Raw genomic sequence first — 12,097 nt, 5'->3', positions numbered from 1 at the left:
CTCCCACATTCAAGCGCATTTCACCTCGGCAGGCGGGTTTGCACGACCACCTTACCCACCGCCTTGCGCTGCCCCAGGTCATTGATCGCCTGGGCCGCCTGTTCCAGCGGATACACCTGCGACACCAGCGGTTTCAACTTGCCCTCGGCATACCAACCAAACAGCTGCTGGAAGTTCGCCGCATTGTCCTGCGGCTGGCGCTGGGCGAACGCGCCCCAGAACACTCCGACCACGGCCGCGCCCTTGAGCAGCGCCAGGTTCACCGGCAGCTCCGGAATGCGCCCGCTGGCAAAACCCACCACCAACAGGCGGCCGTTCCAGGCGATGGCGCGGATGGCCTGGTCAAACAAGTCGCCGCCCACCGGGTCGTAGATCACGTCGGCGCCGTTCCCGTCGGTCAGGCGCTTGACCTCATCTTTCAGGCTGGCTTCGCTGTAGTTGATCAGCTCATCGGCGCCGGCGGCCTTGGCCACCGCCAGTTTGTCGGCGCTGCTGGCGGCGGCGATGACCCGGGCGCCCATGGCCTTGCCGATTTCCACGGCAGCCAGGCCCACGCCGCCGGAGGCGCCGAGGACCAGCAAGGTTTCGCCGGGCTGCAGGTTGGCCCGTTGTTTCAGCGCATGCATCGAGGTGCCGTAGGTCATGCTGAACGCGGCGGCGGTGTTGAAGCCCATGCTGGGCGGGATCGGCAGCACGTTATAGCCGGGCACCGCGACCTGTTCGGCAAAACTGCCCCAGCCGGTCAGCGCCATCACGCGGTCTCCTACCTTCAGGTGGCTGACCTTTTCCCCCACTTCACTGACCACGCCCGCTGCTTCGCCACCCGGCGAGAACGGGAACGGCGGCTTGAACTGGTACTTGCCCTCGATGATCAGCGTGTCCGGGAAGTTGACCCCGGCGGCATGCACGTCCAACAGGATTTCGTTCTTCTTGATCGCCGGGCTGGCGATGTCTTCCAGCACCAGGGTTTCGGCGGGGCCGAAGGCTTTGCACAGCACAGCTTTCATCGGACTATTCCTTTTGGCGTCGTGGCCGATAAGTGTAGGAGGGTATGCCCGTGGGTCAACGAGCATGCCCGGGCCTGATAAGTCGCCATAAGCTTGTGCTCTGCCTTGCTAGCGTTATGCTACTGGGCTACCGAATGTGAGGAATGAACTGTGAAAGCGTGGATTCTGTTGATGCTGGCCCTGACCTTGCCAATGGCGGCCCAGGCGCAAGAGGCGAAAGAAGGCGAGGCGCCGAAGGTCAGCTATATCAGCCTGGCCCCGCCGTTCGTGGGCAACTATGGCTTGGACGGTACGTCCAAGCTCAAGGTGTACAAGGCCGATATCGCTCTGCGCGTGACCGGCACCGACGCGGCCGCCGCCATCAAAGCCAACGATGCGTTGATTCGTAATCAACTGGTGGCGCTGTTCACCCAGCAAACCAACGAGACCATGAGCACGGTTGAGGGCAAGGAAAAACTGCGCCAGGAAGCCCTGAAGCAGACCCAGCAAGTGATGAACGACGAAACCGGCAAGCCGGTGGTGGAAGACCTGTTGTTCAACAACCTGATCATCCAATAGTCGCGGCGCGACGATCGCAAGCAAGCCCGCTCCCACAAGGGAATGCGTTCCACCTGTGAGAGCAGGCTTGCCTGCGATAGCGGCCGGGCAGGCACCTCAAGACGCCAGGCTCTTGCGGAACCGCGCCAGCGCCACCAAAAAGAACAGCAAGCCAATTCCCGCCAGCGCCAGCATGTCCGGCCACACCACGCTCATGCCCGCATCGCGGAACAGGATCGCCGCGCTCAGGCTCACAAAGTGCGTCGACGGCGAGGCCTGCATCACCCACTGCAACCATTCGGGCATGCTGTCCAGCGGCGTGCTGCCGCCGGAGAGCAACAGCATCGGGATGATCACTGGGATTGCCAGCAAGCCGAACTGCGGCGTCGAGCGGGCGAGGGTGGCGAGGAAGATCCCCAGGGCGGTGCTGGCAAACAGGTACAGCGCGGTCACGAACAGAAACAGGCTCAGCGACCCGGCCAGCGGCACGCCGAGCATGCCCTTGACCACCACTTCCAGTGACACCCAGGTACACAGCACCACCACCAGCAGGTTGCTCCAGATTTTCGCCAGCATGATTTCCAGCGCCGTCAGCGGCAGCACCAGCAAATGGTCGAGGGTGCCATGTTCGCGCTCGCGCAGCAGCGCGGTGCCGGTGAGCACGATGGCGAGGATGGTGATGTTGTTGACGATCTGGATGACCGCGAGGAACCAGCCGCCCTCCAGGTTGGTATTGAACAGCGCCCGCGTTGTCAGCAGCGCCGGCGCTTTGCTGGCGGAGTCGGCCTGGCCGCTGTAGGTCAGCAGCTCGCGTTGGAAAATCCGCCCGATGTAGCCGGCGCCCATGAATGCCTGGCTCATCGCCGTGGCATCGACGTTCACCTGCACATCGGGCTCGCGACCGGCCAACAGGTCGGCCTGGAAATTCGCCGGTACGTTGATCACGAACGTGTACTGGCCGCTGTCCATGACCTTATCCAACTGGTCATACGCCAGCGGCACGGGTGACTGGAACTCGGGCGGCTGCAACGCCTCGGCCATCTGCCGCGAGATCGCGCTGTGGTCCTCGTCGACAAACGCCACGCTGGCGTTGTGTACGCCAATCACCGAGCCGGCCGCGGGCATGTAGATCGCGACCGTGAAGGCGTAGAACAGAAACAGCAGCAGCACGCTGTCGTGACGCAGGCTGGTCAGTTCCTTGATCCCCAGGCGCAGGATGTGCGCGAACTTATGCATCAAGCCTCCTGCTTCTTCAGCATGATCAGGCTAAGCCCGGTAAACCCGAGGAAAAACCCGAACAGCGCCAGGCACTGCGGCCACAGTTGCCGCAGGTCGAGGGCCTTGGTGAACGTGCCCACCGCAATATCGAGAAAGTGCCCCGCCGGAAACAGCGTGCCCATCACCGCCGCCGCGCCTTCCAGGGACGAACGCGGCACGATCAGCCCGGAGAACTGGATGGTCGGCAGGCTGGTGATGATCATGGTGCCGAGGATCGCGGCGATCTGGGTGCGGGTGAACGCGGAAATCAGCAGGCCCATGCTGGTGGTGGCGAGCACGTACAGCAGGCCGCCGAACGCCAGGGTCAGGCCGCTGCCCTTGAACGGCACGCCGAACAGCCAGCGGTTCATCGCGACCAGCACCGCCAGGTTGATCAGGCTCACGGCCAGGTACGGGGTCTGTTTGCCCAGCAGGAATTCCAGGCGGGTCAGGGGCGTGGCGTAGAAGTTGGTGATCGAACCCAGCTCCTTTTCGCGCACGATGCCCAGGGCTGTGAGCATCGCCGGGATGAAGGCGAGGATCAGTGCCATCACGCCTGGGCCGATGGCGTTCACACTGACCACATCCTGGTTGTAGCGAAAGCGGGTTTCGAGCTTGGCCGCGCCTTGGCTGTTCTGCGGCTGGCTGCTCAGCTCGGCCAGTTGCTGCAGGTTGGCCTGGTGGTCCGCTTCTACATAGTTCCGGCTGGTTTCCGCGCGAAACGGCATGCCGCCGTCGAGCCAGGCCGCCACGCTGGGTTGGCGGCCGGCGTAGAGGTCACGACCAAAACCGGGCGGGATTTCCAGGGCCAGTTTGATTTCCGAACGTTGCAGGCGCCGGTGCAGTTCGTTGGCATCCTGAATCGGCGTTTGTTCGGCGAAATAGCGTGAGCCGCGAAACGCCTCCAGGTAGGCGCGGCTTTGCGGGGTCTGGTCCTGGTCGTAGACGGCGAAGGCGAGGTTTTCCACGTCCAGGGAAATGCCGTAGCCGAAGATCACCATCATGAACATCGCCCCGAGCAGGGCGAAGGCCATACGCACCTTGTCGCGCAGCAGTTCCTTGCCTTCACGGCTGGCCACGGCCAGCAGGCGCGACAGGCTGAAGCCGCGCTTGCTCACCGGCGGCGCGCTGGTTTCGCTGACGGTGGCGGTGGGCGCGGTAGGTTCGGCCTCGCCCTGGGCTTGCTCCAGGCACGTGACGAACGCGGCTTCGAGGGTGTCGCCGTGGAATTGCTGCTGCAGCGCGTCGGGCGTGTCGCAGGCGAGCACCTTGCCGGCGTGCATCAGGGAGATGCGGTCGCAACGCTGGGCTTCGTTCATGAAGTGGGTGGACAGAAAGATCGTCACCCCTTGTTCGCGCGACAGTTCGATCAGCAGCCGCCAGAAATCATCCCGCGCCGCCGGGTCGACGCCCGAGGTCGGTTCATCGAGGATCAGCACTTCAGGACGATGCAGCACCGCTACGGCCAACGACAAGCGCTGACGCAAGCCGAGGGGCAGTTCGCCCGACGGCTGCTCGGCCACCTCGCGGAGGTCGAAACGCTGGATCAGCTCGTCGATCCGCTTGCCGCTGTCGACCTTGGGCAAATCGAACAACTGCGCGTGCAGCACCAGGTTCTGAAGCACGCTGAGTTCGCCATACAGCGAAAAGCTCTGCGACATGAAACCCACACGCTTGCGGGTGGCCAGGTCCTTGGCGTTCACCGGGTTGCCCAGCAACGTGGCACTGCCCTCGGTGGCCGGCATCAGGCCGGTGAGGACTTTCATGGTGGTGGTCTTGCCGCAGCCGTTGGAGCCGAGAAAACCGAAGATCTCGCCCCGGCCGATGGCGAAGCTGACTTTATCGACGGCGGTGAAGTCGCCAAAGCGCAGGGTCAGGTCGTGGGCTTCGATGGCGATATCGGTGTTGTTGCCTGCGCGCGGCGGGATGACCAGCGGCTGGTTGTCATGGGCGTTGTCGCCCTGGAAGTGGGTGAAGGCTTCGTCCAGTTTGCCGCTGGGGGTCACTGCCGCCAGCTCACTGCTCAAACCGTCGGCGATCAGTTTGCCGCGGTCGAGCATCAGGCAATGTTCAAACTGCTCGGCCTCTTCCATGTAGGCCGTGGCCACCAGCAGCGTCAGTTGCGGGCGCTCGCTGCGCACGGTTTCGACCAGCTCCCAGAAGCGCCGACGGGACAGCGGGTCGACCCCGGTGGTGGGCTCGTCGAGGATCAACAGGTCCGGGTCGTGGATCAGCGCGCAGCACAGGCCGAGTTTCTGCTTCATCCCGCCGGAGAGTTTGCCGGCCGGCCGTTCGGCGAAGCGCTCGAGGTCGGTGGCCAGCAGCAGGTTGTGCATGCGCTGGTTGCAATCGGCTTTGGACAGGCCGAACAGCGTCGCAAAGAAGCGGATGTTTTCGCGGATGGACAGTTCGGGGTACAGGTTGCCGCCCAGGCCTTGAGGCATGAAGGCGATGCGCGGGTACAGGCTGTTGCGGTGGCGGCGGTTGGCGATGGAGCCGCCGAGCACCTCCAGTTGGCCGTCCTGGAGTTTTTTAACCCCGGCGATCAAACCCAGCAGGCTCGACTTGCCGGCGCCATCCGGGCCGATCAGCCCGCAGCGCGTGCCGGTGGGCAGGCTGAAGGCGATATCGACCAGCGCCTGTTGCTTGCCGTAGCGGTGCTGGATGCCGGTGGCGTGCAGCGCCAGATCGGTCATTGCAGGTTGGCCGGCCATGGGATGTCAGCCGTGCGAACGTAGCCGGCGCCGGGCATGCCCGGTTTGGCCTGCGGCACGGCGCTGGGTTGGGTCAGGCGCAGTTTGACGCGGAATACCAGTTTCTGGCGTTCATCGCGGGTCTCCACCTCTTTGGGGGTGAACTGCGATTTAGCCGCGACGAAGCTGATTTTGGCCGGCAGCGATTGGCCGGGGAGCGCGTCGAGGAGGATGCGCGCATCGCTGCCGACGGTCAGGGCGCCGGTCACCGAAGCGGGCAGGTAGAGGTTCATGTACTGATCCTCGGGGTCGATCAGCAGCAATACGCGCCCGCCCGCGCCGAGCACTTCGCCCGGCTCGGCCAGGCGCAGCTGGATAATGCCGTCGATGGGCGCGCGCAGGCTGCTGTCGTCGATTTCGCTGGTGAGCTGCGCCACCTGGGCCTGGGCGGCGCCGATGGCGGCCTTGGCCGAATTGACCTGGGCCTGGGCGGCGACCACGGCCGCATTCCCGGTGTTCTGGCGCGCCTGCTGTTGGTCGATCAGTTGGCCACTGGCGAAGCCGCGTTTGTACAGCTCCTGGGTCCGCTGGAGTTCCTGGTGGGCAAGCAGTTGTTCGCTCTGACGCAATTGCACATTGGCCTCTGCGGCGGCGAGGTTTTCCCTGGCCCGCAGCACTTCGGCTTCGGCCTGGGCGCGCTGGGCTTCCAGGGTGCGGGTGTCCATGCGCGCGAGCAGTTGGCCCTTGAGTACCTTGTCGCCTTCATCCACCCGCACTTCTTCCAGACGCCCGGGGATCTTGGCGGCGATCTGCACTTCGGTGGATTCCAGGCGGCCGTTGCCCATGCTCAAGCCTTCGGGCAGGCGGTCCTGGGTGGATTTCCAGTAACCGAAACCGCCAGCGGCGAGCAGCAACACAATCAGGAGGGTGGCAAACAGCTGGGAGGTGCGGTGGTTCGTGGACATAGATGCTTCCTGCGGTGTTAGCGTCCTAGTCTGACGGGTTCGGCCCGAGGGCGCTTGATACGGGTCAAATGAAGCGCAAGCCTAACCCGGTTGCGCTGCAGATGCATGCGTCGGGCGTGTGACTGCAAGGTTCTGCGGTTCAGCCCAGCGCGAGGACCGCCGACCATTGCTCGGCGGTCACCGGCATCACTGACAGACGGCTGCCTTTTTGCACCAGGGGCAGTTCGGCCAGGGCGGTTTGCTGCTTCAGATAGCCCAGGCCGAGCACCTTGGGAAACGTCTGGACGTGGGCCACGTCGATCGCGCTCCACGGGTTTTTGTCCGGGCTGGCCTTGGCGTCGAAATAGTGGCTGGAAGGTTCCAGCGCGGTGGGGTCGGGATACGCCGCCACGACGATTTTGCCGATGCCGGCAATGCCAGGCTCGGGGCAGCTGGAGTGGTAGAAGAAAAACTCATCGCCCACCGCCATCGCACGCAGAAAGTTGCGCGCCTGATAGTTGCGAACCCCGTCCCATCGCGCTTCGCCGAGGTGTTCCAGGCCGGTGATGGAGAGTTCGTCGGGCTCGGATTTCATCAGCCAGTAGGCCATTGGGGGGCTCCTGAAAAAGGCGTTGGACAGGTTGTGGGGCAATTGCATGACAAACCGACGGTCGGTTGGCGTCAAGGTTTGCGTGTTGGTTCACGTTAACGCAGAATGCCGGGATTTTAAGCTTGACGCAGCTGCAACGGACTACTTTGGAACGTTGTTGTCATCGTGTACGAGGTGCCTGAAGGGGGGCAATCGATGCAACGCAAACCGGATTTACTATGGATACTGGTTATTTTGTTTGGTCTGGGCGTCGTGACCACCGGGTATGCGCAAAGCTTATGGTCGAACAAGACCGATGCGCCCGTTGAGCTGACCCAGCAGCCGCCACAACCGTTCAAGCGTTAACTCTTCTTCAGGGCGTCGCGGGTTCCAGTGACGCCTGTGCGATATACCACTGCTTATCGGTGACGGTGCCCGCCAACGGCACGTCCCAACTCGCCTGCACCAGCCGTTCGACTTTCTGGCATTCATGGGCCAGGCCCAGCAGCGTCGGCTTGCGCCAGTGCTGGCGGCGCGCCAGGTAAGCCAGGCTGCGGTCATAAAAACCGCCACCCATGCCCAGCCGTCCCCCCGCGTCATCGAACCCCACCAACGGCAATAGCACCAGGTCCAGCGCCCAGACCTTGCGCTGGCGGCGGACATTCACCCGTGGTTCAAGAATGCGAAAGCGATTGGGCAGCAACTTCTCCCCGGGGCGAACGCGCTGGAACACCATCTTGGTCCGTGGCCAGGCGCTGAGCACCGGCAGGTAAGTGGCCTTGCCCCGCCGCTGAGCCGCACGCAGCAGCAAGCGCGGATCGATTTCACCGTCCGTCGGCAGATACAGGGAAATATGCTTGGCCCGGCGAAACAGCGGGTGCTGTGCCAGTTGCCGATACACGCCTTGGGCGGCTTTTCGCTGCTCGCTTGGCGTGAGTGCGCGGCGGGCGTTGCGCAACATGCGTCGAAGTTGCGGACGGGAAAGCGGCGCAGGTTCGGTCATGGTTTTTCGGCTCATAAAACAATGCCAGTCCTGGGACTGGCATTGAGTTTGGGATTCAGGCTCCCCGACAGAACCGCTGTCGACTAAGCCCTTGAACCCGAAAGTTCAAGGTGGAAGAAGCAGTAGGCTTTAAGGCTTTCCGTCTAGCGGACATGCACACCAGCCAAACGTGCAACTTCCAGGGTAGTGCGAATCGGCTCCGGGACATCGCCGACTGGCAAGCACGCCAGGGAGTGGGGCGAGTATACCTTAAACAGATGCGGCAATCAGCCCTTGGATGTGTCGGAATCGTTGGACAGTGCCAGGTCCACACGCTCCAGCAGGTCACGTACCTGCTCGCGCGTCGAGCCGCTGGCCTGCACGTCCGGGCGCTCCTGCTTATGCAGCAGATCGTGGGTGATATTCAACGCGGCCATCACGGCGATGCGGTCGGCGCCGATCACTTTGCCGCTGCTGCGGATTTCACGCATCTTGCCGTCCAGGTAGCGGGCGGCGCTCACCAGGTTGCTGCGCTCTTCCTGGGGGCAGATGATCGAATATTCTTTGTCGAGAATCTGCACGGTGACGCTATTGCTTGAACTCATGAGTCTTGCTCCAGGGCCTTCAGGCGCGAAATCATCGACTCGACCTTACGCCGGGCGATTTCGTTTTTTTCAATGAGGTGAGCGCGTTCCTCGCGCCAGGTCTTTTCCTGAGCTAATAGGAGTCCGTTTTGCCTCTTTAGTTGCTCGACCCGATCAATTAGCAATTCGAGTCTGGCCATCAGCGCTTGCAGGTCGGTGTCTTCCATTGGGTTCCACTGGATTTGTCTGATGAATGGCAACTGCAGGATAAACGATCTGACGCCCTTGATAGTCTGGTGCGTCTGCCGGTGCTAGGATACAGCGCTTCATTCTAGACATTGCGCCGTCTGGCGCCTAGCTCACCATGCCCATTCAGAACTCCCCGTACGACGCTTTTACCAAACTGCTGAGCTCCAGCGGTCATCCTTGCTCGCCCGCCGAACTGCACGGCGTGTTGCTGGGCCGCAGTTGCACCGGTGTTGGCTTTGACGCCGACAACTGGCTGGCCGATGTGGCCGAACTGCTGGAAACCGAACCCTCCGAGAACGTGCGTAACGCGCTGATCGGCCTGCAGGAAATGGTCAAGGGCGAGCTGACCGGTGATGACGTCACCGTGGTCCTGCTGCTGCCGACCGACGATGCACCGCTCACCGAACGTGCTGCCGCGCTGGGCCAATGGTGCCAGGGCTTCCTCCATGGCTTTGGCGTGAATGCCGGCGGCCTGGAGCTGAGCACCGACGCCAAGGAAGTGCTGCAGGACCTGGCGGCCATCTCCCAGGTGCAAGATGCCCTCGAAGAATCCGAAGACGGCGAAGGCGACTACATGGAAGTCATGGAATACCTGCGCGTCGCGCCGCTGCTGCTGTTCACCGAGACCAAGAAGTCCGCTGAACCGGCCACCCCCAAGCCGTCGCTGCACTGAGAAAGGAAGCCCGTCTGCCCATGATCCATATCCCGAAAGCGGAATACACCCGTCGCCGCAAGGCGCTCATGGCGCAGATGGAACCCAACAGTATCGCGATCCTGCCGGCCGCCGCGGTGGCCATCCGCAATCGCGATGTCGAACATGTCTACCGCCAGGACAGCGATTTCCAGTACCTGAGCGGCTTCCCCGAGCCCGAAGCGGTGATCGTGCTGATGCCCGGTCGCCCGCACGGCGAGTACGTGCTGTTCTGCCGCGAACGCAATGCCGAGCGCGAACTGTGGGACGGCTTGCGCGCCGGTACCGAAGGCGCGATCCGTGATTTCGGCGCCGACGATGCCTTCCCCATCACCGATATCCACGACATCCTGCCCGGCCTGATCGAAGGCCGCGACCGGGTGTATTCGGCGATGGGCAGCAATGCCGAGTTCGACCGGCACCTGATGGAGTGGATCAACATTATCCGCTCCAAAGCGCACCTGGGCGCCCAACCGCCGAACGAATTCGTTGCCCTGGATCATCTGCTCCACGATATGCGCCTGTATAAATCGGCGGCGGAAGTGAAGGTGATGCGCGAAGCTGCGCGGATTTCCTGCGCCGCCCACGTGCGGGCCATGCAGGCCAGCCGCGCCGGCTTGCGCGAGTTCAGCCTCGAAGCCGAGCTGGATTACGAGTTCCGCAAAGGCGGCGCGAAGATGCCGGCCTATGGCTCCATCGTCGCCGCCGGGCGCAACAGTTGCATCCTGCATTACCAGCAGAATGACGCGCTGCTCAAGGACGGCGACCTGGTGCTGATCGACGCCGGTTGCGAGATCGACTGTTACGCCAGCGACATCACCCGCACCTGGCCGGTCAACGGCAAGTTTTCGCCCGAGCAACAGGCGATCTATGAAGTCGTGCTGGCCGCCCAGGAAGCCGCCTTCGCCGAGATTGCACCGAACAAGCATTGGAACCAGGCCCATGAGGCCACCGTGCAGGTCATCACTGCCGGGCTGGTGAGGCTGGGGTTGCTGCAAGGGGACGTTGACGAACTGATCGCCGGCGAAGCCTACAAACCGTTCTACATGCACCGCGCCGGCCATTGGCTGGGGATGGATGTGCATGATGTCGGCGAGTACAAAGTGGGCGGTGAATGGCGTGTGCTGGAGGTCGGCATGACGTTGACCGTGGAGCCGGGGATCTATATTTCGCCGGACAACCAGAGCGTGGCAAAGAAATGGCGTGGCATCGGCGTACGCATCGAGGACGACGTGGTAGTGACCAAGCAAGGCTGTGACATTCTGACCGGCGGCGTGCCCAAGACCGTCGCCGACATTGAAGCGTTGATGGCGGCCGCCCGATGAGCCGGGTCAACCTGGCCATTATCGGTGGCGGCCTGGTGGGCGCGAGCCTTGCGTTGGCGCTGCAGGACGGGGCCAAGGCGCGGGGCTGGAAGATCCTGCTGATCGAACCCTTCGCACCGGGCGACAGCTACCAGCCGAGCTACGACGCACGCTCTTCGGCGCTGTCCTATGGCGCGCGGCAGATCTATCAGCGTCTGGGTCTGTGGCAGGCCATCTCCCGCCGCGCCGAGCCGATCAAGCAGATCCACGTGTCGGACCGCGGGCGCTTCTCCACCGCGCGCTTATCCGCCATGGAAGAGGGCGTGCCGGCCCTCGGCTACGTGGTGGAAAACGCCTGGCTCGGCCAATGCCTGTGGCAAGGCCTGGATAAGGACGTGGTCAGCTGGCGTTGCCCGGCCGAAGTCACGCGCATGGAGCCGCTGCCCGATGGCTATCGCCTGACCCTCAACGACGAAACCGTGCTGGAGTGCGATCTGGCGGTGCTGGCCGACGGCGGTCGCTCCGGCCTGCGCGAGCAACTGGGGATCGGCGTGAAATCCCGCCCGTACAACCAGAGCGCGCTGATCGCCAATATCACCCCGAGCGAAGCCCACAACGGCGAAGCCTTCGAGCGCTTCACCGATGAAGGCCCGATGGCCCTGCTGCCGCTGCCGGACAACCGCTGCGCGCTGGTCTGGACCCGAGCCGGCATGGACGCCCAGCGCCTGGCCAACCTGGATGAGCGCAGTTTCCTCAGTGAATTGCAGGGCGTGTTCGGCTACCGCCTGGGCACCTTGAAGCAGGTCGGTGCGCGGCATCTGTACCCGCTGACCCTGGTGGAAGCCGAAGAACAAGTGCGCTCGCACCTGGCGATCCTCGGCAATGCCGCCCACAGCCTGCACCCGATTGCCGGGCAGGGCTTCAACCTGTCCCTGCGCGATGCGAATGCCTTGGCCGAGGCCTTGCTGGCCGGGCCGGCGGTGCCGGGTGACCTGGCGACCTTGCAGGCATATCGCGAGCGGCAACGCATGGATCAAACGCTGACCGTGGGCTTCTCCGATCAGGTCACGCGCCTGTTCGGCAGCGCCCAGCCGCTGGTCGCGCTGGGGCGCAACATGGGCCTGCTGGGCCTCGACCTGCTGCCGCCGGCGAAACGCTGGTTCGCCCGTCAGGCCATGGGCCTGGGCACGCGTCCCGATGCGTAGCCGCGACTACATCGTTCGGGACGGGATGAGATTAACCCTTTACGTGCGGCGCAAG

The 12,097-nt window shown here is 63.5% G+C and carries 13 protein-coding genes and 1 other RNA gene; 5 read left to right on the top strand and 9 right to left on the bottom strand.

The window, feature by feature from the left end:
• Positions 1–20: 20 nt before the first annotated feature.
• Complete coding sequence (locus INT12_RS11335) at positions 21–1,007, bottom strand: NADPH:quinone oxidoreductase family protein (RefSeq protein WP_017845120.1); 987 nt, start codon at positions 1,005–1,007, stop codon at positions 21–23.
• Between the two features lie 150 nt (positions 1,008–1,157).
• Here INT12_RS11335 and INT12_RS11330 point away from each other — a divergent pair, with 150 nt between their 5' ends.
• The gene (locus INT12_RS11330; protein WP_017845119.1) at positions 1,158–1,565 is read left to right on the top strand and encodes a flagellar basal body-associated protein FliL; all 408 of its coding nucleotides are present in this window, start codon (positions 1,158–1,160) and stop codon (positions 1,563–1,565) included.
• 96 nt (positions 1,566–1,661) lie between these two features.
• On the opposite strand, the gene INT12_RS11325 is transcribed toward INT12_RS11330, so the two are convergent.
• The 4 genes from INT12_RS11325 to INT12_RS11310 form a co-directional block, all read right to left on the bottom strand.
• Complete coding sequence (locus INT12_RS11325) at positions 1,662–2,780, bottom strand: ABC transporter permease (protein WP_046381693.1); 1,119 nt, start codon at positions 2,778–2,780, stop codon at positions 1,662–1,664.
• Complete coding sequence (gene rbbA / locus INT12_RS11320; RefSeq protein ID WP_193058857.1) at positions 2,780–5,497, bottom strand: ribosome-associated ATPase/putative transporter RbbA; 2,718 nt, start codon at positions 5,495–5,497, stop codon at positions 2,780–2,782. The genes INT12_RS11325 and rbbA overlap by 1 nt, the downstream gene beginning before the upstream one ends.
• A complete protein-coding gene (locus INT12_RS11315; RefSeq protein ID WP_017845116.1) occupies positions 5,494–6,459 on the bottom strand; it encodes an HlyD family secretion protein in 966 nt (321 codons plus the stop codon). The genes rbbA and INT12_RS11315 overlap by 4 nt, the downstream gene beginning before the upstream one ends.
• A gap of 139 nt (positions 6,460–6,598) precedes the next feature.
• Positions 6,599–7,048, bottom strand: a complete 450-nt coding sequence (locus INT12_RS11310; protein ID WP_046381695.1) for an EVE domain-containing protein — start codon at positions 7,046–7,048, stop codon at positions 6,599–6,601.
• 195 nt (positions 7,049–7,243) lie between these two features.
• Between INT12_RS11310 and INT12_RS11305 the strand changes: the two genes are divergently transcribed.
• Positions 7,244–7,393, top strand: a complete 150-nt coding sequence (locus INT12_RS11305; protein WP_017845114.1) for a hypothetical protein — start codon at positions 7,244–7,246, stop codon at positions 7,391–7,393.
• Positions 7,394–7,400: 7 nt separating this feature from the next.
• Here INT12_RS11305 and INT12_RS11300 read toward each other — a convergent pair whose 3' ends face one another.
• The 4 genes from INT12_RS11300 to INT12_RS11285 all read right to left on the bottom strand — a co-directional run bounded on the left by INT12_RS11300 (position 7,401) and on the right by INT12_RS11285 (position 8,820).
• Positions 7,401–8,030: a 5-formyltetrahydrofolate cyclo-ligase gene (locus INT12_RS11300; protein WP_102618637.1), complete on the bottom strand. Its 630-nt coding sequence runs from the start codon at positions 8,028–8,030 to the stop codon at positions 7,401–7,403.
• Between the two features lie 57 nt (positions 8,031–8,087).
• Positions 8,088–8,266: non-coding RNA, 6S RNA (gene ssrS, locus INT12_RS11295), on the bottom strand.
• A 30-nt stretch (positions 8,267–8,296) separates the two neighbouring features.
• On the bottom strand, positions 8,297–8,614 hold the full coding sequence (locus INT12_RS11290) for a cell division protein ZapA (RefSeq protein ID WP_017845112.1): 318 nt from the start codon (positions 8,612–8,614) through the stop codon (positions 8,297–8,299).
• Complete coding sequence (locus tag INT12_RS11285) at positions 8,611–8,820, bottom strand: TIGR02449 family protein (RefSeq protein ID WP_017845111.1); 210 nt, start codon at positions 8,818–8,820, stop codon at positions 8,611–8,613. Before INT12_RS11285 ends, INT12_RS11290 begins: the two co-directional genes overlap by 4 nt.
• A 137-nt stretch (positions 8,821–8,957) precedes the next feature.
• Here INT12_RS11285 and INT12_RS11280 point away from each other — a divergent pair, with 137 nt between their 5' ends.
• From INT12_RS11280 to ubiH, 3 genes are read left to right on the top strand one after another with little or no spacing between them, the layout of a single operon-like run.
• Positions 8,958–9,515: a YecA family protein gene (locus tag INT12_RS11280; protein WP_017845110.1), complete on the top strand. Its 558-nt coding sequence runs from the start codon at positions 8,958–8,960 to the stop codon at positions 9,513–9,515.
• Between the two features lie 20 nt (positions 9,516–9,535).
• The gene (gene pepP, locus INT12_RS11275) at positions 9,536–10,858 is read left to right on the top strand and encodes a Xaa-Pro aminopeptidase (protein WP_046381697.1); all 1,323 of its coding nucleotides are present in this window, start codon (positions 9,536–9,538) and stop codon (positions 10,856–10,858) included.
• Complete coding sequence (gene ubiH, locus INT12_RS11270) at positions 10,855–12,042, top strand: 2-octaprenyl-6-methoxyphenyl hydroxylase (RefSeq protein ID WP_046381698.1); 1,188 nt, start codon at positions 10,855–10,857, stop codon at positions 12,040–12,042. Before pepP ends, ubiH begins: the two co-directional genes overlap by 4 nt.
• The last annotated feature ends 55 nt before the right edge of the window (positions 12,043–12,097 follow it).

The sequence above is a fragment of the Pseudomonas sp. K8 genome, assembly GCF_014889455.1.
Taxonomy (GTDB): Bacteria; Pseudomonadota; Gammaproteobacteria; order Pseudomonadales; family Pseudomonadaceae; genus Aquipseudomonas; species Aquipseudomonas veronii.
This window is presented reverse-complemented; position numbering and strand designations above follow the sequence as displayed.

What these genes read in the sequence shown, in the direction of transcription:
- INT12_RS11335 (WP_017845120.1), bottom strand. Translation starts at nt 1,007, where the DNA reads ATGAAAGCTGTGCTGTGCAAAGCCTTCGGCCCCGCCGAAACCCTGGTG.
- INT12_RS11325 (WP_046381693.1), bottom strand. Translation starts at nt 2,780, where the DNA reads ATGCATAAGTTCGCGCACATCCTGCGCCTGGGGATCAAGGAACTGACC.
- rbbA (WP_193058857.1), bottom strand. Translation starts at nt 5,497, where the DNA reads ATGACCGATCTGGCGCTGCACGCCACCGGCATCCAGCACCGCTACGGC.
- INT12_RS11315 (WP_017845116.1), bottom strand. Translation starts at nt 6,459, where the DNA reads ATGTCCACGAACCACCGCACCTCCCAGCTGTTTGCCACCCTCCTGATT.
- INT12_RS11310 (WP_046381695.1), bottom strand. Translation starts at nt 7,048, where the DNA reads ATGGCCTACTGGCTGATGAAATCCGAGCCCGACGAACTCTCCATCACC.
- INT12_RS11305 (WP_017845114.1), top strand. Translation starts at nt 7,244, where the DNA reads ATGCAACGCAAACCGGATTTACTATGGATACTGGTTATTTTGTTTGGT.
- INT12_RS11300 (WP_102618637.1), bottom strand. Translation starts at nt 8,030, where the DNA reads ATGACCGAACCTGCGCCGCTTTCCCGTCCGCAACTTCGACGCATGTTG.
- INT12_RS11290 (WP_017845112.1), bottom strand. Translation starts at nt 8,614, where the DNA reads ATGAGTTCAAGCAATAGCGTCACCGTGCAGATTCTCGACAAAGAATAT.
- INT12_RS11285 (WP_017845111.1), bottom strand. Translation starts at nt 8,820, where the DNA reads ATGGAAGACACCGACCTGCAAGCGCTGATGGCCAGACTCGAATTGCTA.
- INT12_RS11280 (WP_017845110.1), top strand. Translation starts at nt 8,958, where the DNA reads ATGCCCATTCAGAACTCCCCGTACGACGCTTTTACCAAACTGCTGAGC.
- pepP (WP_046381697.1), top strand. Translation starts at nt 9,536, where the DNA reads ATGATCCATATCCCGAAAGCGGAATACACCCGTCGCCGCAAGGCGCTC.
- ubiH (WP_046381698.1), top strand. Translation starts at nt 10,855, where the DNA reads ATGAGCCGGGTCAACCTGGCCATTATCGGTGGCGGCCTGGTGGGCGCG.